The sequence below is a fragment of the Nocardia alba NBRC 108234 genome, assembly GCF_001612665.1.
GTDB lineage: Bacteria > Actinomycetota > Actinomycetes > Mycobacteriales > Mycobacteriaceae > Nocardia > Nocardia alba.
The window spans coordinates 1-22276 of record NZ_BDAX01000011.1 but is presented as its reverse complement, the minus strand read 5'-3'; the positions used below and the strand labels follow the sequence as shown (position 1 = coordinate 22276).

Genomic DNA, 22276 nt, shown 5'->3' with positions numbered 1-22276 from the left:
ACCGACGTGAAGCCGGGACGAACAGCAAACGAAGTTACGACTCGCGCTGCTTGCGGCGCACGATCCACAGCACCGGAAGGGCGAGCGCCCACGCCACAACGATCACCGACGCCGCCGGGATGATCGCCACCCGCGCATCGCGCCCGGCCACCCGGACCAGGTCGGGATCGCGCGTGCTGTACTCCACGTTGATCCGCTGACCAGCGGTCAGGTTCGTGGGATACAGGATGCCGACCTTCGGATTGTGGGTCACGCTGTCGGGCGTCACGTAGATCACCGCCGAACGCAACCTGCCCGCGGACAGCACCTCGCCGGAGGTGACGCCCCGATGGCGCGCGATCTCGAAATCATTGCGCCAGGCCGCGAGTACCAGCAGCACCATCAGCACACTGACCACGGCTGCCGCCCCGATCACCCAGACCCGAACCCGTCGCAGGCGCTTGCTCCGCCGCTCCGACAGGCTGGTTTCCGACACCCGCCACACAGTACCGGCTGTTGTGCCGGTGGCCGGTGGCGCGTGTTCGGGGCTCGGGACTGCCGCAGCCGAGCACAGCGAATACGCCTAGCATTTCCGGCATGTCCCGCAAATTCAGCTTCACCGTGCCCTACACCGTCCCGGTCGAAGAGCTTCACCGGGCACTTGTCGACGACGCCGTCTGGCAGGCGCGTTTCGCCGTCGCCGAGACCGCGACCGTCGAACTCTCCCATCCCGACGGCCCCGATTCGATTACCATCCATATGACCGAAACCCCAGGTAAAGACAAGGTTCCCGCGCTCGTACGCAAGGTGCTCAAAAGCGACCTCGTCCTGGTCCGCATCGACAGCTGGCAGCCACTGACCGGCGAGGTCGCCAAGGGCAGTTTCACCGGCAACACCAGCGGCATCACCACCGAGATGTCTGGCACCTACGAACTGCGTCCCACCGCCGAGGGCAGCGAGATCGAGGTCGTCGGCACGGTCAAGGTGAAGGTTCCGCTGGTCGGCGGCGCCATCGAGCCGCTGGCTGAACAGTTGCACCAGCGCGTCCTGCACAGCGAGCGCAAATTCATCGAGAGCTGGTTCGCCAAGCTCTGAGCGGACAACGCCGGGTGCCGCTGCGGCGAGCGGCACCCGCGCGTCAGCCGCGGTTCTCGACCAGCACCAGCCAGTTGCCCGAGTTGTCGCGAATGATCGCCTCGGTGCCGTACGGGCGTTCGGCGGGCGGCGCAATGAACTCGACCCCCTTCGCGGTGAGATCCTGGTAGGCCTTCTGGCAGTCGTCGGTGCGCAGCCCGAGGGCGCCGTGGGTGCCGTCGGCCAGCGCGCGTCGGATCGCGTCGGCGAGGTCGTCGGTCAGCGGCGGGCCGGGGATCATCAGCGTCACCTCGAGTTCGAGATGATCGGGGTGGGCGATGCTCACCCAGCGGAAGCCGTTGTCGCCCATGCTCACATCCGCGGTCTCGACGAATCCGAGCTTGTCGATGTACCACTGCTTGGCGGCATCCTGATCGGTGACATACACGGTGACCAGGGAAACGTTCGTGATCGTTGTCATGGTTGCAGGCTATGGCCGCCGCGTGGCATCGGGCTTCTCCGAAATTGCGGTGTCGTGGCGGACACGGTCGGAGAGCCCGTGCATGAAGACGTAGCAGCCCGGGATATGCGGCGCCCCGTCGGCGAATTTCGTCTGGTACTCGCTCGGCGTCACCCCGACGAGTTGCCGGAACTTGGCACTGAACGAGCCGAGGCTCGAATACCCGACCAGCATGCACACCTCGGTGACGGTCAGGTTGGTCGACCGCAACAGGTCCTGAGCACGCTCGATCCGCCGCTCGGCCAGATACACCGCCGGGGTGCGGCCGTACACGGCGGCGAACGCGCGCAGGAAGTGGTACTTGGAGACACCGGCGGCGCGGGCGAGCTCGTCGAGGTCGAGCGGGTCGGCGTACCGCCGGTCGACCAGGTCACGCGCTTTACGCAGGTGTGGCAGCAGAGCGAGCACCGGACGTCGCGCTGCCTCGCTCACGACCGTTCCGCTCGCCCGCGCTCGGCCATCAGCTGAAGGGCGGGAGTTCGTCGGCGCGCAGCGAGGCCCGTCCGGCAGCGCGCCAGGCGCGGGCCGTGAGATCGAGATCCTCGTCGGTCACCAGATTGCCCATCACCCGAACCGCCGTGCGCTGCAGATACTTCGAGCGCATCACCGGCGGCCCGCCGAGCGGGACCATCCTCGGCTGGGTAGCCAGGCCCGCGAGCCTGCGCGCCACCGAGAAGGTGCGCCCGTAATGGTCACGCAGCAGCTGTGGCCAGGCTCGGCTCAGATCGGGCTCGTCGAGCAGGTCGGCGAGCATATGCCCGCCTTCGAGGCCGTAGTCGATGCCTTCGCCGTTGAGTGGGTTCACGCAGCCGGCGGCGTCACCGACCAGCACCCAGTTCGGGCCCGCCACGTTCGAGACCGCGCCGCCCATCGGCAGCAGCGCCGAGGCAACGGCGCGCAGTTCGCCGTCGAGCTGCCATTCCTCGCGACGCAGCCGGGTGTAGTGCTCGAGCAGCGGCTTGAGCGCGATATGCGAGGGGCGCGCCTCGGTGGCCAGCGAGCCGACGCCGATGTTCACCTCGCCATTGCCGAGCGGGAAGATCCAGCCGTAGCCGGGCACCAGCTCGTCGGCGGCATTGCGCAGCTCCAGGTGCGAGGAGATCCACTGATCGTCGCTGCGACCGGACTTGATGTAGGCGCGGGCCGCGGTCCCGTAGGCGTAGCGGCGATGCCAGGTGCGACCCAGTTGCTTGCCGATGGGCGAGCGCACGCCGTCGGCCACCACCAGCACCCGGCAGCGCACAGTGTGGGTGGACGCGCCGATACGCACCGTCACCCCGGTCACCCGCTCGCCCTCGCGCAGCACCTCGGTGACCTTCGCGCCGTCGACCATCCGGGCACCGGATTTGATCGCGGTCTCGCGCAGCTTGTCGTCGAGTTCGGTTCGCGGAACGGCACTTCCGTACGTCGGGAAGGACCCACCCGGCCACGGCAGCAGCGCCTCCCGGCCGAAACCCGCCATGCGCAGGCCGTGGTTCACCGTGTGCGCGCGCAACCACTCGCCGAGGCCCAGATGCTCGAGTTCGGCGGTGGCGCGCGGCGTCAGCCCGTCGCCGCAGGTCTTGTCGCGCGGGAAAACCGCCGAATCGAGCAGCAACACATCGCGTCCGGCGCGTGCGGCCCACGCTGCCGCCGCGGAACCGGCCGGCCCTGCCCCGACCACCAGCACCTCGACGGTCGCAGGCAGCGGAGCATGGTCGGCGGGGGTGAGATCCGGTGAACCCATGGCTCAATACTGGCACTGTCGGTCGCTGTGCGAGAGTGTCGGGTACACCGGGAATTGTCACTGTGTGACGGGGTTCATCGGCCATCGTGCCGGGACACGCTAGGTTGCTACCCGTCGGGGTCGGACGGATCGCTGGGAGAAGATAATGAGCACATCGGCTGTGAGCGACGAGAGCACCGTGGTTGCCGGGGTAGATCTCGTCGATCCCGAACTCGCCCTCACTGTGCGCGACGGATTGGCCGCGGTCGAGAAACTGCTCGTCGACGAACTCTCCGACGGTGCGGAATTCCTCCAGGAGGCGGCCCTGCATCTGGCCAGGGCGGGCGGCAAGCGGTTCCGGCCGCTGTTCACCGTGCTCACCGGTCAGCTCGGACCGAATCCGACCGACCCGGCGCTGGTCACCGCGGGCACGGTCGTGGAACTCGTCCACCTCGCGACGCTCTACCACGACGATGTCATGGACGAGGCGACCCAGCGTCGCGGCGCGGAGAGCGTCAACTCGCGGTGGGGTAACAGCATCGCGATCCTGGCGGGAGACTACCTGTTCGCCCACGCCTCGCGGCTGACCTCCACCCTCGGCCCCGACGCGGTCCGGATCATCGCCGAGACCTTCGCCGAGCTGGTCACCGGCCAGATGCGGGAAACCATGGGCGCCAAGCAGACCCACGACCCCGTCGAGCACTACCTGCGCGTGGTGTGGGAGAAGACCGGCTCGCTCATCGCCGCCGCGGGCCGCTTCGGCGGCACCTTCTCCGGCGCGGGCCTCGACCATGTAGAACGCCTGGCCCGGCTCGGCGACGCGGTCGGCACCGCGTTCCAGATCTCCGACGACATCATCGACATCTCGTCCTCGGCCGAGCAGTCGGGCAAGACGCCGGGCACCGATCTGCGCGAAGGTGTGCACACCCTGCCGGTGCTCTACGCCCTGCGCGAGACCGGGGCCGACGGCGACCGCCTGCGCACGCTGCTGGCCCGCCCGCTGGAAACCGACGCCGAGGTCGACGAAGCGCTGGAACTGCTGCGCCGCTCGCCCGGCATGGCGCTGGCCAAGGAAAAGCTCGCCGAGTACGCCGACCTGGCCGACACCGAACTCGCCGCGCTCCCCGCAGGCCCCGCCAACGACGCCCTCACCCGTTTGGTCCGCTACACGATCGAACGTGTCGGCTGACCAGGAACCAACACCACTCGGCGCACGTTGTCCTGTCGCGACGAAACAACAGATTCCGACCGCACATGGGTAACTCGCCGGGTATGCCCAGCACCGTTCCCGTTGTCCACCGCAGGCCCGATGCCTGACGAACGCAGCGCCTGACGACCGGCACAGGCGCGGGGAGGCGGAAATGCCCAATGGCATCAAGACGTTCGGGTTGATGGTCGGGATGTCGGCGTTGATCGTCGCCATCGGGGCGATGTTCCGCAGCCCGACGATCCTGATCATCTCGATCGTGCTGGCCGTCGGCATGAACGCCTACGCCTATTTCAACAGCGACAAGCTGGCGTTGAAGGCGATGCACGCGCAACCGGTGAGCGAACTGGAGGCGCCGGTCATCTATCGGATCGTGCGCGAGCTCGCGACCACGGCGCGTCAGCCGATGCCGCGGCTCTACATCAGTCCGACCAGCGCCCCCAACGCGTTCGCGACCGGCCGTAATCCGCGCCATGCCGCGGTCTGCTGTACCAGCGGCATCCTGCAGTTACTCGACGAACGTGAGCTGCGCGCGGTGCTCGGCCACGAGCTGTCCCACGTCTACAACCGTGACATCCTGATCTCGTCGGTAGCGGGCGCGATGGCCTCGGTCATCACCGGTCTGGCGAATATGGCGTTCTTCGCGAGTTCGTTCGGCAACAGGGACGGCAACGGACCGAACATCATCGGCGTGCTGCTGGTCTCCCTGCTCGGCCCGATCGCGGCGGGCTTGATCAAGATGGCGGTCTCGCGATCGCGGGAGTACCAGGCCGATCAGTCCGGCGCCGAACTCACCGGCGACCCGTTGGCCCTTGCCTCGGCGCTGCGCAAGATCGAACGCGGTGTCCAGGCGGCGCCGCTCCCGCCGGACCCCAAGATCACCAGCGAATCGCACCTGATGATCGCCAACCCGTTCCGCGCGGGCGACCGTGTGGCCCGCTGGTACTCCACCCACCCCCCGATGGACGAGCGGATCAAACGCCTCGAAGACCTAGCACGCGGCGACACCCATCGGCACTGATCGCCACGGTTCGCGGCCCGCCTCGCGGTCGAGGGCCGAGACGGAACGCCGCAGGCGCAGTATCGGCCCTCGACCGCGAGGCATCAGGGGGCCGCGAAACCGCGGCACCAGCCGCCAAATTTCAGGGCCCCGCGGCACCAGCCGCTATCTATAGTTGACGAACTGCAGGGCGATACCGAAGTCCTCGCCCTTGAGCAGTGAGATCACTTCCTGCAGATCATCGCGCTTCTTGCTGCTCACCCGCAGCTCCTCGCCCTGGATCTGCGCCTTCACGCCCTTGGGACCCTCGTCGCGGATCTTCTTGGAGATCTTCTTCGCTTTCTCGGTGTCGATGCCCTGCACCAGCGTGCCGGTGATCTTGAACACTTTGCCCGACGGCTGTGCCTCGCCTGCGTCGAACGCCTTCAGCGAGATGTCGCGACGGATCAGCTTCTCCTTGAAGACGTCGAGCGCCGCCTGCACCCGCTCCTCGGCATTGGCGGTCAGCACGATGGCCTCCTCGCCCGACCACGCGATCGACGCATCGGTGCCCTTGAAGTCGTAGCGCGAGTTCAGCTCCTTCTCCGCCTGATGCAGAGCGTTGTCGACCTCCTGACGGTCGACCTTGCTCACGACGTCGAATGACGAATCAGCCACACTGCGCTCCTGTCCTGTGAAGGTCCGGCGAACTCCGGGGCCGGGTTTTGTGCCGACCACCGAGACAGTTGTACTCGCATCGGGCGCCGACCGGTGCCCGCAGGGGGTCTGTGCAGGCGTTTTGATAGTCCGGGTGAGTACGTTGTAAGCTGCTCAGCGCACCGGAAACGGCGCACACGGCAGATTGCCCGAGCGGCCAATGGGAGCGGACTGTAAATCCGTCGGCTTATGCCTACGTAGGTTCGAATCCTACATCTGCCACATCGAACCCCCGTCGATCGTCAAGATCGGCGGGGGTTCCTTGGTTCCTGGGGTGTGCCCCGGCCGGCTTCCGGTCGCGAAGTGCTCGAGGGCGAACTTTCGCGCTGCTCGAAGGCGCGTAAAGGTGGCCTGAGCTGCCGATTTGGTGCTGTGGGCGAGGAGTGTGTAATCTCGTTCAGGACGCCGGAGCACGGGGTCATGCTGATCGGCTTGCCGATACAGACTCTGTGCCACGTTGTCATGCCCCCTTAGCTCAGTCGGTAGAGCGTTTCCATGGTAAGGAAAAGGTCAACGGTTCGATTCCGTTAGGGGGCTCGCCGGATTGCCGGTGGTGAGCGGCTTACCGCGGCATCATCGGGATAGAAGTCCGCCGTGGCGGTGTAGCTCAGTTGGTAGAGCAAACGACTCATAATCGTTGTGTCGCCGGTTCAAGTCCGGCCATCGCTACCAATTTCAACTCAGCCCAGACCGGAAAGAAGGCAAATCGTGGCCGCGAAGTCCACCGATGTCCGGCCAAAGATCACCTTGGCCTGCGACGAGTGCAAGCACCGCAACTACATCACCAAGAAGAACCGGCGTAACAACCCGGATCGCCTCGAGCTGAAGAAGTTCTGCCCGAACTGCGGAACCCACCGGGCGCACCGCGAGTCGCGCTAGTTTTCCAGAACATCTGCCGAAGGCCGGACGAGAGTCCGGCCTTTGTGCTTTTCCCGGGCAAGTTCATGAGAAGTTCGGGGCCGATGTAATCCCCGGGCGTATTACATTTTGCGCCGGTCTACTTTGGTGAGGTCTTACGAGTGAGTAAGGTCCACGTTGTGACAGTGAACACCGGAACTGACGAAGCGGTCCCTGCCGTAGCCGCCGAATCCTTCGATCCCGCCGCCCACGCGGCGTCGATGGTCGGCCACCACTACCGCGTCGACGACTACTACGAGGTCGGCCGCGAGAAGGTGCGCGAATACGCCCGTGCGGTGCAGGAATACCACCCGGTGCACTGGGAGGAAGACATCGCGCGCGAGTACGGCCACGAGGGCCTGCTCGCCCCGCTCACCTTTATCTCGCTGGTCGGCATCCTGGCCCAGCGCAAGCTGTTCGAACAGATCGTGACCGGTTACGACCTGAGTCAGATCATGCAAACCGATCAGATCCTGGAATTCCACCGCCCGATTCGGGTCGGCGACCGATTGACCTGCGATGTGTATCTGCATTCTTTCCGGCAGGCATTCGGTGGCGACATGATCGTGACCAAGAACATCGTCACCGCCCAGGACGACGAGCTGGTGCTCACGACCTACACCACCCTGATCGGCCGCAGTGGCGGCGATACCGATCCACGGATGTCGAACGCTGTTCGCAATGTGCTGATGCACGGGCTCGGTGACGAGGAGCCCGCCCACCACGCGCCGGCCGAGCTTTCCCTCGGGATCACCCCTGAGCCGGTCACCAAGCAGCCGGAGCCGACGGTCAGCGCCCACGCCCTGTCCTTCGACAGCGTGTCCGTCGGCGACGAGTTGCCCACCCGCGTGGCTCGACTCACCCGGGGCGACCTCGTCAACTACGCGGGCGTGTCCGGCGACGCGAACCCGATCCACTGGAGCGACGAGGTCGTGCAGCTGGTCGGCCTGGACAACGTCGTCGCGCACGGCATGCTCACGATGGGTCTCGGTGGCGGTTTCGTCACCTCGTGGCTGGGAGATCCCAGCGCGGTGAAGGAATACAACGTCCGCTTCAGCAGTCCGGTCTACGTCGGCTCCGACAAGCCCGCCGAGGTCGAATACAACGGCAAGGTGAAATCGGTCGATCCGCAGACCCGCACCGCTGTAGTCGCCATCACGGCGAAGTCGGCGGGCAAAAAGATCTTCGGCCGCGCCACGGCAACCGTTCAGCTGTCCTGACCTGGTCGGGTGTCCCGGATTGGCGATAACCCAGCGCGGTGACGTATAGTCGGGTCTCTGGGGTCACGAGATGCTGCGCGCTGATCTTCCCGAGGGGTCATCTCCTCATGGAAGCGGCGCGCGTGTTGTGTGACACTGGGGACAACCGAATATCGAATGTGGTTGGGCACTACAGCTCAGGCTGGTCCAACCGAAGGGGCGTAGCTCAATTGGCAGAGCAGCGGTCTCCAAAACCGCAGGTTGCAGGTTCAAGTCCTGTCGCCCCTGCCCTGAATGCCAGCGACGAGAGAGGATCGACGTGAGCGACGAGCGGGATACTCGCGGCGAAGACGGCGAGGACACCGCCGCTGCCACTCGACCGAGTGGCAAGCGGTCTGCTCGTCGTGTGCGCACGTCGGATGCTCCGGCGGACAATGGCTCGGTGGCCACGCTCGATCGGCCGTCGGCGTCGCGTAAGGCAGACAAGACCGCCGGCAAGGCAAAGACGAGCAACCCGTTCAAGCGGCTGCTCAAGTTCCTGCGAGAGGTCATCGCGGAACTGCGCAAGGTGATCTGGCCCAACCGGAAGCAGATGGTCACCTATACGACTGTCGTTCTGGTGTTCGTGGTCTTCATGGTCGCGTTCATCGCCGGGATCGACGTGGCGTTCGTCAAGGGTGTCGACTGGCTGTTCGGCTGATCGCCGACACCCACGCCGGTAGCCGATCGCGGGTCGGAACGGCGGAGTGTGCTCCGCGCACCCGACCCGGACCCAGAGGATGTACGTGACGACACAGGAAGCGAGTGCCTCAGTGAGCACCCCGGAGAACGACACCAACGACGAGTTCCCGGTTGACGACGCTGTCGTGGCGGAAACCGCCACCGACGAGGTCGAGGCCGAGCTCGCCGATGCCGACGAAGCCGCTACCGACGAGGTCGTCGACGAAGCCGTGATCGAAGAAGTCGCCACCGAGGAAGACCCCGAGGCCGACCCGATCGAGTCGATGAAGACCAAGCTGCGCCGTGTGCCCGGAGACTGGTACGTCGTGCACTCCTACGCGGGTTACGAGAACAAGGTCAAGACCAATCTCGAGACCCGTGTGCAGAACCTCGGTCTCGAGGACTACATCTTCCAGGTCGAGGTGCCGACCGAAGAGGTCACCGAGATCAAGAACGGCCAGAAGAAGAACGTCAACCGCAAGGTGCTGCCCGGCTACATCCTGGTCCGGATGGAACTGAACAACGAGTCGTGGGGCGCGGTGCGCAACACCCCCGGTGTCACCGGTTTCGTCGGGATGACCGGCGGTGGCCCCGGCGCCAAGCCGACTCCGCTGACCATCAACGAAGTCGTGAAGTTCCTGGTTCCGGCCGGTGCGCAGGCGCAGAAGAAGGCCGCCGCCGCGGCTGCTGCCGGTGGTTCGGATGCCGGGAGCGCGGCATCGGGCAAGCCCACCATCGAGGTCGACTTCGAGGTCGGCGAGTCGGTCACCGTCATGGACGGCCCGTTCGCGACGCTGCCCGCCTCGATCTCCGAGGTCAACGCCGAGCAGCAGAAGCTGAAGGTGCTCGTGTCGATCTTCGGTCGTGAGACCCCGGTCGAGCTGAACTTCACCCAGGTCTCCAAGATCTAGGATTTCCACACTCCCGTCAACGGCACCGCTCACGAGCGGTGCCGTTGGTGTTTGTGCTGGTCGCCACCCGATTGCCGGGTCGTGTGCCCGGTCGAGTAGAGTGTGTTGGTTCGTGTTCTGACTTCCCCGCAGTACTTGTCGGGGCCTAGTCGTGCGCGGATACGAGGCTTACGGCAACCGTAAGGAACCGAACCCCAGAAAGCCAAGGAAGAAAGATGCCCCCCAAGAAGAAGAAGCTCGCCGGGATCATCAAGCTGCAGATCCAGGCCGGCGCGGCCAACCCGGCACCGCCGGTCGGCCCCGCGCTCGGTCAGCACGGCGTCAACATCATGGAGTTCTGCAAGGCGTACAACGCCGCGACCGAGTCGCAGCGTGGCAACGTCATTCCGGTCGAGATCTCGGTGTACGAGGACCGGACGTTCGACTTCAAGCTGAAGACCCCGCCTGCCGCTCGTCTGCTGCTCAAGGCCGCCGGTGTGCAGAAGGGCTCCGCTGAGCCGCACAAGACCAAGGTCGCGAAGGTCACCATGGACCAGGTCCGGGAGATCGCCAAGACCAAGGCCGAGGATCTCAACGCCACTGATCTCGATCAGGCCGCGAAGATCATCGCCGGTACCGCGCGTTCGATGGGTATCACCGTCGAAGGCTGAGCGTTTCGCTCACATGTGGGAGGGCCGGCCAGGCCCGAATAAACCACATCTGAAACCAGAACATTAAGGACAGAAAATCATGGCAAAACGAAGCAAGGCGTACCTCGCCGCTGCTGAGAAGGTCGATCGCGACAACCTGTACTCCCCGCTGGCCGCCACGCGCCTGGCGAAGGAGACCGCGACCACCAAGACCGACGCGACCGTCGAGGTCGCCGTCCGTCTCGGCGTCGATCCCCGCAAGGCCGACCAGATGGTCCGTGGCACCGTCAACCTGCCGCACGGCACCGGTAAGACCGCCCGCGTCATCGTGTTCGCTGTGGGCGAGAAGGCTTCCGAGGCCGAGGCCGCAGGCGCCGACGCCGTGGGCGCCGAGGACCTGATCGAGCGGATCCAGGGCGGCTGGCTCGAGTTCGACGCCGCGATCGCCACCCCGGACCAGATGGCCAAGGTCGGCCGCATCGCGCGTGTCCTGGGCCCGCGTGGTCTGATGCCGAACCCGAAGACGGGCACCGTCACCAACGATGTGACCAAGGCCGTCAACGAGATCAAGGGCGGCAAGATCAACTTCCGCGTCGACAAGCAGGCCAACCTGCACTTCGTTATCGGCAAGGCGTCCTTCGACGACGCCAAGCTGGTGGAGAACTACGGCGCCGCGCTGGACGAGATCCTGCGTGTGAAGCCGTCGACCGCCAAGGGCCGCTACGTCAAGAAGATCACGGTTTCGACGAACACCGGACCGGGCATCCCGGTGGACCCGAACCGCACCCGCAACCTCCTCGACGAGGACGCGTGAGCTTCGGCTGACAGTTAGCTCCCCAGAGCAACACGAGGGTGGGAACGCGATCGCGTTCCCACCCTCGTTGTTTTCGGCGTCAGTTCTTCGGTTCGGTGTCGTCAGTGTCGCGCCAGCCGAGCAATACCGACTCACCGTCGTGCGGTCGCCACGGCAGCAGGGTCGCGACGATCACCGCGCAGACCAGCACCGCGACGGTGGCGACCAGGGACGCGGCATGAGCGCCTTGCAGCGTCGCGGCCTTCATGGCGACGATCAGATTCTCGCGCTGGGTCTCGAAGAACGGTGCCAGCTCGCGTTTGCGCAGTTCCAGCACGCTCAGTGGACTGGCTTTGACCAGGCTCTTCTCGTTGTCGTTCATGATGGTGAGCGGGATCGCGTCGATGCGCGGGCCGATCCGGCTGGTGTAGTACGAGGCCACGATCGAGCCGAGCACCGCCACGCCGAGTGTGCCGCCGATCTCGCGGGTCGTGTCGTTGACGGCCGAGCCCGCGCCTGCCTCGTTCAGCGGCAGCGAGGACATGATGGATTCGGTGGCCGGTCCCTGCACGATGCCCAGACCCAGCGCCATCAGCACCATCGAGGGCAGCACGCCGATCAGGTAGGTGCTGTCGACGGTGACCTGTCCGCCCAGGTAGAGGCCCGCGCCGATGAGCAGCAGGCCGATCACCAGCACCGCGGTGGTGCCGACCCGTTGCGCCAGCAATGTCGCGACCGGCGCGCCGATCGCGACCGAGAAGGCGAACGGCAATGAGGCGATACCGAATTCGAGCGGGGTGTATTCGCGCACGCCCTGGAAGTACTGGGTGATCAGGAAAAGGAAACCGAACATCGAGAAGTAGCCGATGGCGATTGCCAGCGCGGGCAACGAGAATCGGCGGTTGCCGAACAGTCGCATATCGAGAATCGGTGCGGCAGTGCGCAATTCCCAGGCGACGAAGGCGGCGAGCAGGACGGCGCCGAGCGCCGCGGTGCACAGTGTGGTGAGCGAGAGCCAGCCATTGTGCGGCGCTTCGATGATCGACCACACCAGCAATGTGATTCCCGCGATCGAGAGCGCGATGCCGATGAGGTCGAGACGGCCGATCGTATCGGCGCGCGATTCGGGCACCCAGAGCAGCGTCGCGATCAGCGCGACCACCGCCACCGGCACGTTGATCCAGAACACCGAATGCCAACTGAAGTGTTCGAGTAGCCAGCCACCAGAGATCGGGCCGATGGCGATCGCGAACCCGGCCATCGCGGTCCACGCGGCGATGGCCAGCGCGCGTTCACGCCGGTCGGTGAAGATATTGATGATCAGGGCGAGGGTGGCGGGGAAGACCGCGGCGGCGAAGACTCCCATCGCGGCTCTGGCGACGATGACCTGGGTCATCGACTCGGCGAGCGCGCCGCCGATCGACATCACCGCGATGCCGATGAGGCCGATGGTCATGATCCGGCGGCGGCCGTAGCGGTCGCCGAGATTGCCCGCCGCCAGCAACAGGCCGGCGAAGGTCAGGGTGTAGGCGTCGACGACCCACTGCAGGCCGGAGACGCCGGTCCGTAGTTGGACGCCGATCGAGGGAAGAGCGACATTGACGATGGTGTTGTCGAGCACCACGAGCAATTCGGCCAGACAGATGACGGCGAGCGCGAGAAACCGCTGCGAACGCCGGTCCAGCAGCACTGATGGAGCGACTATGGAGGTTGCCATAGCTTCGGAGTGAATCAGATTACTGTCACCGTGCGTAACACTTTCTTCGTAGGATCACTGCCACATCGGCACAGCAGAGTGGGCTGGGTCACAGTAAATGCGGCCGAGTTCGCCGGGGAGGGGCCCGTTTTGGCAGATGGGGGTGGGTGCGGGTACAGTGGTCGATGGTCATGCGGGATGTGCATACATCCGGCGCGGACCACACCCATTCGTTCTACCGAAGACCGTTGGTCGTTGATGCCGAATTTCACGGTGTCGATCGAAGGTCCGGCGACATTGCCGGCGACCCACGCAGGGAGAGCTGAGGCCGAAGTTATTTGCGCCCCGGTACGCCTTGCGTCCGGGGCGTTCGTTTTGTCGCCGGCCCCTGATTCGGTAGTGCACCAACGAAACCGACATCAGAGAGGAGGCGAAGTATGGCGAAACCTGAAAAGGTCACCGCTGTCGCGGAGATCGCGGAGCAGTTCAAGAACTCCACGGCCACTGTTGTCACGGAATACCGTGGCCTGTCGGTCGGCAAGCTCACCGAGCTGCGTCGCGCGCTCGGCGCCGACGCCACGTACTCCGTCGCCAAGAACACCCTCGTCAAGATCGCTGCCGGCGAAGCCGGTGTGGCGGGTCTCGACGAGCTGTTCGTCGGCCCGACCGCTATCACCTTCATCAAGGGTGAGCCGGTCGATGCCGCCAAGGCGCTCAAGCAGTTCGCCAAGGACAACAAGTCCCTGGTCATCAAGGGCGGATACATGGACGGCCGCGCGCTGTCCGTGTCCGAGGTCGAGCGTATCGCTGACCTCGATTCGCGTGAGGTGCTGCTGGCCAAGCTGGCCGGTGCGTTCAAGGCCAAGCCTGCACAGGCCGCCGCCCTGTTCGCCGCTCCCGCTTCGCAGGTCGCCCGGCTCGCCCAGGCGCTGCTCGAGAAGCGCACGAGTGCCGAAGGCGCTCCTGCTGCCGAAGAAGCACCCGCGGCTGACGCCGAATAAGACATCTATTACCCGCCCCGGGGTGCGTACGCGCCGCGAGGTACACCATCGGAAGGAAACACCATGGCAAAGCTGAGCACTGAAGAACTGATCGGCGCCTTCAAGGAGCTGACCCTGCTCGAGCTCGCTGAGTTCGTCAAGGTCTTCGAGGAGACCTTCGAGGTCACCGCCGCTGCCCCCGTCGCCGTCGCCGCCGCCGGTGGCGCTGCTCCGGCCGAGGCCGCTGAAGAGCAGGACGAGTTCGACGTCATCCTCGAGGGTGCCGGCGACAAGAAGATCCAGGTCATCAAGGTGGTCCGTGAGATCGTCTCGGGCCTGGGCCTGAAGGAAGCCAAGGACCTGGTCGAGGGCGCCCCGAAGCCGATCCTGGAGAAGGTCGCCAAGGATGCCGCCGAGGCCGCCAAGGCGAAGCTCGAAGAGGCCGGCGCCAAGGTTTCCGTCAAGTAATTTCGGAACCAGTGCTGTTGTGAACGGACGGTCCCTTGCGGGCCGTCCGTTTGCTATTTGTCCGGACATGCGAAAGTGATCCGGGTCGTACGAGCCGCACCAGGTTACTCTGCAGTCATGTAGGGGTGTGCCGCGTCTCACCGATGGGTTACAGTGACCGGACCCACAGAGTCGTAGCGCACCGCCGTGATGTGAGCGCGCGGGAACGCGGGTGGGGTGCTCGCAGGGATCAATGGAGGTAGCAGTGGGCGTCGAGGTCAGGACCGAGGGTGTAACAAAATCCTTCGGTTCACAGCGAATTTGGCAGGACGTGTCGATCACGCTCCCTTCGGGTGAGGTCAGTGCGTTGCTCGGCCCTTCGGGTACGGGTAAGTCGGTGTTCCTGAAGTCACTCATCGGTCTGCTGCGGCCCGAGCGTGGGTCTATCTTCATCGACGGCACCGACATCATGACCTGCTCCAACAAGGAGCTCTACGAGATCCGCAAACTATTCGGCGTTCTTTTCCAGGACGGCGCGCTGTTCGGCTCGATGAACCTGTACGACAACATCGCGTTCCCGCTTCGTGAGCACACGAAGAAGTCGGAATCCGATATCCGCCGCGTGGTCATGGAGAAGCTCGAGCTGACCGGTCTGCTCGGCGCCGAGGGCAAACTGCCCGGCGAGATCTCCGGTGGTATGCGCAAGCGCGCCGGTCTGGCCCGCGCGCTGGTCCTCGACCCGCAGATCATCCTCGTCGACGAGCCCGACTCGGGCCTGGACCCGGTGCGTACCTCGTACCTGGCGCAGTTGCTGCTCAACATCAACGCGCAGATCGACGCCACGATCCTGATCGTGACGCACAACATCAACCTGGCCCGCACCGTGCCGGACAACATCGGCATGCTGTTCCGTCGCCAGCTGGTGATGTTCGGCCCCCGCGAGGTGCTGCTCACCAGCGAGGAGCCGGTGGTCAAGCAGTTCCTCAACGGCCGCATGATCGGGCCGATCGGTATGTCGGAGGAGAAGGACGAGGCGCAGATGGCGCGCGAGCAGGCGCTCGTCGACGCCGGTCACCATCACGGTGGCGCCGAGGAGATCGACGGCATCATCCCGCAGATGAAGGCCGAGCCCGGCATGCCGGCCCGTCAGGCCGTGTTCCGTCGCCAGGCTCGCGTGCGCGAGATCATCCACACCCTGCCGCACGCGGCGCAGGTGGCGATCCGCGAGTCGCTGGATTCCTCCGATGACACTCAGGTGATGGCTGCCTACGGCGGCAGTGACCAGCCCACCGAAACGTTCAAGACGGTTCCGCACGGCCAGATCAACGGCTGAGCGACTTTCACGCCTCGGATGAGCCCCGGCCTTAAGGCCGGGGCTCTTCTGCGTGACGGGGCGGAAAACAGCTGCCGACGGGCCGTCGGCCAGCTGGCGCGCACGGCGTGTCGCGAGTAAAATGACCGCGGCGACGGGTGGGGGATGCCCAGCGCGCCAGGCGATCTCGCATCGCGGACAGACCTTCGAGCGCCACTTGACGAGGGGCCCGCGAACAGTCACGCTATTCACAGCGGCGTGAGCTGTTAAGGGGCATCAGCGCCAGCGAGACTTCGGCCCGGCAGGGGTCGAGCGCCAGTTGAATAGAGGGCTCAGCGCCAGGTGGGCAGTCGGCTCGGGGGAGTCGGCGGCGGGGTGCGGAGCGGTGAAGGAACCCGACGCGGCCAGCGTCACAGGGCTTCGGCGCGTTATCCCGTGCGTGCGGTCACACGGATGGTATGTTGACACTCCCTTGTCTAGGGGTGTAAGTTTGGACGTTGCGCTGGCTGCCTCCTGTCCACACCTTGATTCGCACTCGAAAGTTCCACCTTCCGGTGTTACTTCCGCTGCTGCTTGTTCTGGTTTCGTTCGGGCTGTAACCAGCGGAATTCGTAGCAGACAAGCGACGGTCGCGGACCACCACGCGACGCGCGTGAGGTGCTGGAAGGACGCATCTTGGCAGTCTCCACCCAGACCAAGGCTGGTATCCCCGGAGCCCCGTTGAGGGTTTCGTTCGCGAAGATCCGAGAGCCCTTGGAGGTGCCCGGACTTCTCGACCTACAAACGGACTCGTTCGCCTGGCTGGTCGGTACACCCGACTGGCGTGAGAAGGCAGCCGCTCGCGGCGACGTCGGTCTCGCGGGCGGCCTCGAGGAGGTGCTCGAAGAGCTCTCGCCGATCGAGGACTTCTCCGGGTCCATGTCCCTGTCGTTCTCTGATCCGCGCTTCGAAGAGGTCAAGGCCTCCATCGATGAGTGCAAAGAGAAGGACATGACCTACGCGGCGCCGTTGTTCGTCACCGCGGAGTTCATCAACAACAACACCGGCGAGATCAAGAGCCAGACGGTGTTCATGGGCGATTTCCCCATGATGACCGACAAGGGCACCTTCATCATCAACGGCACCGAGCGTGTCGTCGTCTCGCAGCTGGTCCGCTCCCCGGGCGTCTACTTCGATCACAACATCGACAAGACCACCGAGAAGGACCTGCACAGCGTGCGCGTGATCCCGTCGCGCGGCGCGTGGCTGGAGTTCGACGTCGACAAGCGCGACACCGTCGGTGTCCGTATCGACCGCAAGCGTCGTCAGCCGGTCACCGTGCTGCTCAAGGCGCTGGGTTGGACGACCGAGGAGATCGTCGAGCGTTTCGGCTTCTCCGAGATCATGATGTCCACCCTGGAGAAGGACAGCACGCCCGGCCAGGACGAGGCGCTGCTCGATATCTATCGCAAGCTGCGTCCGGGCGAGCCGCCGACCAAGGAGTCCGCGCAGACCCTGCTGGAGAACCTGTTCTTCAAGGAGAAGCGCTACGACCTGGCTCGCGTCGGTCGTTACAAGATCAACAAGAAGCTCGGCATCCACGTGCACGAGCCGGTGACCTCCTCGGTTCTCACCAAGGAAGACATCGTCGACACCATCGAGTACCTGGTGCGTCTGCACGCCGGTGACCGCACGATGACCGCCCCCGGCGGTGAAGAGGTCCCCGTCGAGATCGACGACATCGACCACTTCGGTAACCGTCGTCTGCGCACCGTCGGCGAGCTCATCCAGAACCAGATCCGCGTCGGCCTGTCCCGCATGGAGCGTGTCGTTCGTGAGCGGATGACCACTCAGGACGTCGAGGCGATCACGCCGCAGACCCTGATCAACATCCGTCCGGTTGTCGCCGCGATCAAGGAGTTCTTCGGAACCTCCCAGCTGTCGCAGTTCATGGACCAGAACAACCCGCTGTCGGGTCTGACCCACAAGCGCCGCCTGTCGGCGCTGGGCCCGGGTGGTCTGTCCCGTGAGCGTGCCGGTCTGGAAGTTCGTGACGTCCACCCGTCGCACTACGGCCGCATGTGCCCGATCGAGACCCCGGAAGGCCCGAACATCGGCCTGATCGGTTCGCTGTCGGTGTACGCGCGGGTCAACCCGTTCGGCTTCATCGAGACGCCGTACCAGAAGGTTGTCGACGGCAAGGTCACCGACGAGGTCAAGTACCTGACCGCCGACGAGGAAGACCGCTACGTTCGCGCGCAGGCCAACTCCCCGGTCGACGCCGAGGGTCGCTTCCTCGAGGAGAAGGTCCTCGTCCGCCGTGCGGGCGAAGAGGTCGAGTTCGTGACGCCGGCGCAGGTCGACTACATGGACATCTCGCCGCGCCAGATGGTGTCGGTCGCGACGGCCATGATCCCGTTCCTCGAGCACGACGATGCCAACCGTGCCCTGATGGGCGCGAACATGCAGCGTCAGGCCGTGCCGCTGATCCGTTCCGAGTCTCCGATCGTGGGCACCGGCATGGAGCTGCGCGCCGCCGTCGACGCCGGTGACGTCGTCGTGAACGAGAAGCCCGGTGTGGTCGAGGAGGTCTCGGCCGATTACGTCACCGTGATGGCCGACGACGGCAGCCGCAAGTCCTACCGGATGCGCAAGTTCAACCGGTCGAACCAGGGCACCTGCTCGAACCAGCGTCCCATCGTGGACGAGGGCGATCGGGTGGAGAAGGGGCAGGTCCTCGCGGACGGCCCCTGCACCGAGAACGGTGAGATGGCGCTGGGCAAGAACTTGCTCGTCGCGATCATGCCGTGGGAAGGCCACAACTACGAGGACGCGATCATCCTGTCGCAGCGCCTCGTGGAAGAGGACGTTCTCACCTCGATCCACATCGAAGAGCACGAGATCGACGCCCGCGACACCAAGCTCGGCGCCGAGGAGATCACTCGGGATATCCCGAACGTCTCCGACGAGGTCCTCGCCGACCTCGACGAGCGCGGCATCATCCGTATCGGTGCCGAGGTCCGCGACGGCGACATCCTGGTCGGCAAGGTCACGCCCAAGGGCGAGACCGAGCTCACCCCGGAAGAGCGTCTGCTGCGTGCCATCTTCGGTGAGAAGGCTCGCGAAGTTCGCGACACCTCGCTGAAGGTGCCCCACGGTGAGTCCGGCAAGGTCATCGGCATCCGCGTGTTCTCGCGCGAGGACGACGACGATCTGCCTCCCGGCGTGAACGAGCTGGTCCGCGTCTACGTGGCCCAGAAGCGCAAGATCCAGGACGGCGACAAGCTCGCCGGTCGCCACGGCAACAAGGGCGTCATCGGCAAGATCCTCCCCGTCGAGGACATGCCGTTCATGCCCGACGGCACGCCGGTCGACATCATCCTGAACACCCACGGTGTGCCCCGTCGTATGAACATCGGCCAGATCCTGGAAACCCATCTCGGGTGGATCGGTAAGGCCGGCTGGAATATCGACGTGGCCGCGGACGGCACCCGTCCCGAGTGGGCGGCGACGCTGCCCGAGGAAATGCTGTCCGCGCCGGCCGACTCGAACATCGCCACGCCCGTCTTCGACGGCGCCAAGGATGACGAGCTGACCGGTCTGCTCGGCTCGACCCTGCCCAACCGTGACGGTGAGCGGATGGTCAACGCCGACGGCAAGTCGACGCTGTTCGACGGTCGTTCGGGTGAGCCGTTCCCGTACCCGGTCGCGGTCGGTTACATGTACATCCTGAAGCTGCACCACCTGGTCGACGACAAGATCCACGCCCGTTCGACCGGCCCGTACTCGATGATCACGCAGCAGCCGCTGGGTGGTAAGGCGCAGTTCGGTGGTCAGCGATTCGGTGAGATGGAGTGCTGGGCCATGCAGGCCTACGGCGCGGCGTACACGCTGCAGGAACTCCTGACCATCAAGTCCGACGACGTGGTCGGCCGCGTGAAGGTCTACGAGGCCATCGTCAAGGGCGAGAACATTCCGGAGCCGGGCATTCCGGAGTCGTTCAAGGTGCTCCTCAAGGAACTCCAGTCGCTGTGCCTCAACGTCGAGGTGCTGTCTTCGGACGGCGCCGCGATCGAGATGGGCGGCGGCGAAGACGAGGATCTGGAGCGCGCGGCCGCGAACCTGGGCATCAACCTGTCCAGGAACGAAGCCGCCACCATCGACGATCTGGCGAACTAGGTGGTAAGCGGTGCGCTTCGCTGTGGAAGCGAGGCGCACCGCGCACCGCGCTCGACAACTAGTGAACTTTTGCTCGAATTCGACCCGAATAGGGGAAAGGAAGTTACGTGCTAGACGTCAACTTCTTCGATGAACTCCGGATCGGCCTTGCCTCCGCCGACGACATCCGCCAGTGGTCCTTCGGCGAGGTGAAGAAGCCGGAGACCATCAACTACCGCACGCTCAAGCCGGAGAAGGACGGACTCTTCTGCGAGAAGATCTTCGGTCCCACCCGGGACTGGGAGTGCTACTGCGGCAAGTACAAGCGTGTCCGCTTCAAGGGCATCATCTGTGAGCGCTGTGGCGTCGAGGTGACTCGCGCCAAGGTGCGTCGTGAGCGGATGGGCCACATCGAGCTGGCCGCTCCGGTCACCCACATCTGGTACTTCAAGGGCGTTCCGTCGCGCTTGGGTTACCTGCTCGACCTGGCGCCGAAGGATCTCGAGAAGATCATCTACTTCGCCGCCTACGTCATCGTCGGTGTCGACGAGGAGCTGCGTCACAACGAGCTCTCCACGCTCGAAGCCGAGATGGAGGTCGAGAAGAAGTCGGTCGCCGATCAGCGCGACGCCGACCTCGAGGCCCGTGCGCAGAAGCTCGAGGCCGACCTGGCCGAGCTGGAAGCCGAAGGCGCCAAGTCCGACGTGCGTCGCAAGGTCAAGGACGGCGGCGAGCGCGAAATGCGTCAGCTGCGCGACCGCTCGCAGCGTGAGCTGGATCGTCTCGACGAGATCTGGACCACCTTCACCAAGCTGGCTGTTCAGCAGCTCATCGTCGACGAGGTGCTCTACCGCGAGCTCGTCGACCGCTACGGCGAGTACTTCACCGGTGCCATGGGTGCGGAGTCCATCCAGAAGCTGATGGAGAACTTCGACATCAACGCCGAGGCCGAGAAGCTGCGCGAGACCATTCGCTCGGGCAAGGGCCAGAAGAAGCTGCGCGCGCTCAAGCGACTGAAGGTCGTCGCGGCCTTCCAGACCAACGGCAACTCGCCGATGGGCATGGTGCTCGACGCTGTCCCGGTGATCCCGCCGGAGCTGCGTCCGATGGTTCAGCTCGACGGTGGCCGTTTCGCCACCTCCGACCTGAACGACCTGTACCGCCGCGTGATCAACCGCAACAACCGTTTGAAGCGACTGATCGATCTGGGTGCGCCCGAGATCATCGTGAACAACGAGAAGCGGATGCTGCAGGAGTCGGTCGACGCACTGTTCGACAACGGCCGTCGTGGCCGTCCGGTCACCGGACCGGGTAACCGCCCGCTGAAGTCGCTGAGCGATCTGCTCAAGGGCAAGCAGGGTCGTTTCCGTCAGAACCTGCTCGGCAAGCGCGTGGACTACTCCGGTCGCTCCGTGATCGTCGTCGGTCCGCAGCTCAAGCTGCACCAGTGTGGTCTGCCGAAGCTGATGGCGCTCGAGCTGTTCAAGCCGTTCGTCATGAAGCGTCTGGTGGATCTGAACCACGCGCAGAACATCAAGTCCGCCAAGCGGATGGTCGAGCGTCAGCGCGCTCAGGTGTGGGATGTCCTCGAAGAGGTCATCGCCGAGCACCCGGTGCTGCTCAACCGTGCGCCCACCCTGCACCGCCTCGGCATCCAGGCCTTCGAGCCCCAGCTGGTCGAAGGCAAGGCGATCCAGCTGCACCCGCTCGTCTGTGAAGCGTTCAACGCCGACTTCGACGGTGACCAGATGGCCGTGCACCTTCCGCTGTCCGCGGAGGCGCAGGCCGAGGCGCGCATCCTGATGCTGTCGTCGAACAACATCCTGTCCCCGGCGTCGGGTCGCCCGCTGGCGATGCCGCGTCTGGACATGGTCACGGGCCTGTTCTACCTGACCCGTCTCGACGAGAACGGTGTCGGCACGTACCAGGCCGCCGCCAAGGACGAGCCGGAGTACGGCGTGTACTCCTCGCCCGCCGAGGCGCAGATGGCGGTCGATCGTGGCGAGCTGACCGTGCGGTCCACCATCAAGGTGCGGCTGACCGAGCAGCGCCCGCCGCGCGATATCGAGAGCGAGCTGTTCCCGGACGGCTGGAAGCGCGGCGACGCGTGGCTGGCCGAGACCACGCTGGGTCGGGTGATCTTCAACGATCTGCTTCCGGCGGACTACGCCTACATCAACGAGCCGATGCCGAAGAAGCGTCAGGCCACGATCATCAACGATCTGGCCGAGCGCTACCCGATGATCGTCGTCGCGCAGACCGTCGACAAGCTCAAGGACGCGGGCTTCTACTGGGCCACGCGTTCGGGTGTCACCGTCTCCATGTCGGACGTGCTCGTTCCGCCGGAGAAGCCCGAGATCATGGAACGCTACGA

At 65.1% G+C, this 22276-nt stretch carries 20 protein-coding genes and 4 tRNA genes; 18 read left to right on the top strand and 6 right to left on the bottom strand.

Features of this window, described 5'->3' with window-relative positions; translation table 11 throughout:
* Window positions 1–34: 34 nt before the first annotated feature.
* Window positions 35–475, bottom strand: a complete 441-nt coding sequence (locus tag NA12_RS13740) for a DUF3592 domain-containing protein (protein WP_174551083.1) — start codon at window positions 473–475, stop codon at window positions 35–37.
* Window positions 476–576: 101 nt separating this feature from the next.
* On the opposite strand from NA12_RS13740, the gene NA12_RS13735 reads away from it, so the two are divergent.
* Window positions 577–1074 carry a DUF2505 domain-containing protein gene (locus tag NA12_RS13735; RefSeq protein ID WP_067449819.1) on the top strand — a complete coding sequence of 166 codons (498 nt, stop codon included), beginning with the start codon at window positions 577–579 and terminating at the stop codon, window positions 1072–1074.
* Between the two features lie 43 nt (window positions 1075–1117).
* On the opposite strand, the gene NA12_RS13730 is transcribed toward NA12_RS13735, so the two are convergent.
* Genes NA12_RS13730 through NA12_RS13720 form a run of 3 tightly spaced genes read right to left on the bottom strand, consistent with a single transcriptional unit; the run spans window position 1118 to window position 3299 of the window.
* On the bottom strand, window positions 1118–1534 hold the full coding sequence (locus tag NA12_RS13730; protein ID WP_067449812.1) for a VOC family protein: 417 nt from the start codon (window positions 1532–1534) through the stop codon (window positions 1118–1120).
* 9 nt (window positions 1535–1543) lie between these two features.
* Window positions 1544–2005, bottom strand: a complete 462-nt coding sequence (locus NA12_RS13725) for a helix-turn-helix transcriptional regulator (protein WP_067449811.1) — start codon at window positions 2003–2005, stop codon at window positions 1544–1546.
* 28 nt (window positions 2006–2033) lie between these two features.
* Complete coding sequence (locus NA12_RS13720) at window positions 2034–3299, bottom strand: geranylgeranyl reductase family protein (RefSeq protein ID WP_067449809.1); 1266 nt, start codon at window positions 3297–3299, stop codon at window positions 2034–2036.
* Window positions 3300–3444: 145 nt separating this feature from the next.
* Between NA12_RS13720 and NA12_RS13715 the strand changes: the two genes are divergently transcribed.
* Complete coding sequence (locus tag NA12_RS13715) at window positions 3445–4467, top strand: polyprenyl synthetase family protein (RefSeq protein ID WP_067449807.1); 1023 nt, start codon at window positions 3445–3447, stop codon at window positions 4465–4467.
* Between the two features lie 172 nt (window positions 4468–4639).
* Window positions 4640–5506 (top strand): zinc metalloprotease HtpX, encoded by an 867-nt coding sequence (gene htpX / locus NA12_RS13710; protein WP_067449802.1) that lies wholly within the window; start codon window positions 4640–4642, stop codon window positions 5504–5506.
* Window positions 5507–5650: 144 nt separating this feature from the next.
* Here htpX and NA12_RS13705 read toward each other — a convergent pair whose 3' ends face one another.
* On the bottom strand, window positions 5651–6142 hold the full coding sequence (locus tag NA12_RS13705; RefSeq protein WP_056814350.1) for a YajQ family cyclic di-GMP-binding protein: 492 nt from the start codon (window positions 6140–6142) through the stop codon (window positions 5651–5653).
* A gap of 178 nt (window positions 6143–6320) precedes the next feature.
* Between NA12_RS13705 and NA12_RS13700 the strand changes: the two genes are divergently transcribed.
* The 10 genes from NA12_RS13700 to rplA all read left to right on the top strand — a co-directional run bounded on the left by NA12_RS13700 (window position 6321) and on the right by rplA (window position 11351).
* A tRNA-Tyr gene (locus tag NA12_RS13700) sits at window positions 6321–6403 on the top strand.
* A 242-nt stretch (window positions 6404–6645) separates the two neighbouring features.
* A tRNA-Thr gene (locus NA12_RS13695) sits at window positions 6646–6718 on the top strand.
* Window positions 6719–6777: 59 nt separating this feature from the next.
* Window positions 6778–6853 (top strand) — tRNA-Met (locus NA12_RS13690).
* A 36-nt stretch (window positions 6854–6889) separates the two neighbouring features.
* On the top strand, window positions 6890–7060 hold the full coding sequence (gene rpmG / locus NA12_RS13685; protein WP_067449800.1) for a 50S ribosomal protein L33: 171 nt from the start codon (window positions 6890–6892) through the stop codon (window positions 7058–7060).
* 164 nt (window positions 7061–7224) lie between these two features.
* Window positions 7225–8298 (top strand): fused (3R)-hydroxyacyl-ACP dehydratase subunits HadA/HadB, encoded by a 1074-nt coding sequence (locus tag NA12_RS13680; RefSeq protein ID WP_067449797.1) that lies wholly within the window; start codon window positions 7225–7227, stop codon window positions 8296–8298.
* A 194-nt stretch (window positions 8299–8492) separates the two neighbouring features.
* Window positions 8493–8565 (top strand) — tRNA-Trp (locus tag NA12_RS13675).
* Between the two features lie 31 nt (window positions 8566–8596).
* The gene (secE, locus tag NA12_RS13670; protein ID WP_067449796.1) at window positions 8597–8977 is read left to right on the top strand and encodes a preprotein translocase subunit SecE; all 381 of its coding nucleotides are present in this window, start codon (window positions 8597–8599) and stop codon (window positions 8975–8977) included.
* Between the two features lie 112 nt (window positions 8978–9089).
* Window positions 9090–9908: a transcription termination/antitermination protein NusG gene (nusG, locus tag NA12_RS13665; RefSeq protein ID WP_067449897.1), complete on the top strand. Its 819-nt coding sequence runs from the start codon at window positions 9090–9092 to the stop codon at window positions 9906–9908.
* 215 nt (window positions 9909–10123) lie between these two features.
* The gene (gene rplK / locus NA12_RS13660) at window positions 10124–10558 is read left to right on the top strand and encodes a 50S ribosomal protein L11 (protein WP_019049397.1); all 435 of its coding nucleotides are present in this window, start codon (window positions 10124–10126) and stop codon (window positions 10556–10558) included.
* A gap of 79 nt (window positions 10559–10637) precedes the next feature.
* On the top strand, window positions 10638–11351 hold the full coding sequence (gene rplA, locus NA12_RS13655; RefSeq protein WP_067449794.1) for a 50S ribosomal protein L1: 714 nt from the start codon (window positions 10638–10640) through the stop codon (window positions 11349–11351).
* A gap of 79 nt (window positions 11352–11430) precedes the next feature.
* Here the strand turns inward: rplA and NA12_RS13650 are convergent, their stop codons facing one another.
* On the bottom strand, window positions 11431–13047 hold the full coding sequence (locus NA12_RS13650) for an MFS transporter (RefSeq protein WP_067449792.1): 1617 nt from the start codon (window positions 13045–13047) through the stop codon (window positions 11431–11433).
* 416 nt (window positions 13048–13463) lie between these two features.
* On the opposite strand from NA12_RS13650, the gene rplJ reads away from it, so the two are divergent.
* The 5 genes from rplJ to rpoC all read left to right on the top strand — a co-directional run.
* Window positions 13464–14027, top strand: coding sequence for a 50S ribosomal protein L10 (gene rplJ / locus NA12_RS13645; RefSeq protein ID WP_067449790.1), 564 nt, complete (start codon window positions 13464–13466; stop codon window positions 14025–14027).
* 63 nt (window positions 14028–14090) lie between these two features.
* Window positions 14091–14474 carry a 50S ribosomal protein L7/L12 gene (rplL, locus tag NA12_RS13640; protein ID WP_067449789.1) on the top strand — a complete coding sequence of 128 codons (384 nt, stop codon included), beginning with the start codon at window positions 14091–14093 and terminating at the stop codon, window positions 14472–14474.
* A 232-nt stretch (window positions 14475–14706) separates the two neighbouring features.
* Window positions 14707–15786, top strand: coding sequence for an ABC transporter ATP-binding protein (locus tag NA12_RS13635; protein ID WP_067449786.1), 1080 nt, complete (start codon window positions 14707–14709; stop codon window positions 15784–15786).
* 636 nt (window positions 15787–16422) lie between these two features.
* Window positions 16423–19923 (top strand): DNA-directed RNA polymerase subunit beta, encoded by a 3501-nt coding sequence (gene rpoB, locus NA12_RS13630; RefSeq protein WP_067449785.1) that lies wholly within the window; start codon window positions 16423–16425, stop codon window positions 19921–19923.
* 107 nt (window positions 19924–20030) lie between these two features.
* Window positions 20031–22276, top strand: a 2246-nt coding sequence (gene rpoC, locus NA12_RS13625) for a DNA-directed RNA polymerase subunit beta' (RefSeq protein ID WP_067449779.1), incomplete at its 3' end; no start/stop codon positions are given.

Excerpts from the sequence above, each read along its gene's own strand:
- NA12_RS13735 (WP_067449819.1), top strand. The coding sequence starts at position 577 with ATGTCCCGCAAATTCAGCTTCACCGTGCCCTACACCGTCCCGGTCGAA.
- rplA (WP_067449794.1), top strand. The coding sequence starts at position 10,638 with ATGGCAAAACGAAGCAAGGCGTACCTCGCCGCTGCTGAGAAGGTCGAT.
- NA12_RS13650 (WP_067449792.1), bottom strand. The coding sequence starts at position 13,047 with ATGGCAACCTCCATAGTCGCTCCATCAGTGCTGCTGGACCGGCGTTCG.
- NA12_RS13635 (WP_067449786.1), top strand. The coding sequence starts at position 14,707 with ATGGAGGTAGCAGTGGGCGTCGAGGTCAGGACCGAGGGTGTAACAAAA.
- NA12_RS13730 (WP_067449812.1), bottom strand. The coding sequence starts at position 1,534 with ATGACAACGATCACGAACGTTTCCCTGGTCACCGTGTATGTCACCGAT.
- rplK (WP_019049397.1), top strand. The coding sequence starts at position 10,124 with ATGCCCCCCAAGAAGAAGAAGCTCGCCGGGATCATCAAGCTGCAGATC.
- rplJ (WP_067449790.1), top strand. The coding sequence starts at position 13,464 with ATGGCGAAACCTGAAAAGGTCACCGCTGTCGCGGAGATCGCGGAGCAG.
- htpX (WP_067449802.1), top strand. The coding sequence starts at position 4,640 with ATGCCCAATGGCATCAAGACGTTCGGGTTGATGGTCGGGATGTCGGCG.
- NA12_RS13715 (WP_067449807.1), top strand. The coding sequence starts at position 3,445 with ATGAGCACATCGGCTGTGAGCGACGAGAGCACCGTGGTTGCCGGGGTA.
- rplL (WP_067449789.1), top strand. The coding sequence starts at position 14,091 with ATGGCAAAGCTGAGCACTGAAGAACTGATCGGCGCCTTCAAGGAGCTG.
- NA12_RS13720 (WP_067449809.1), bottom strand. The coding sequence starts at position 3,299 with ATGGGTTCACCGGATCTCACCCCCGCCGACCATGCTCCGCTGCCTGCG.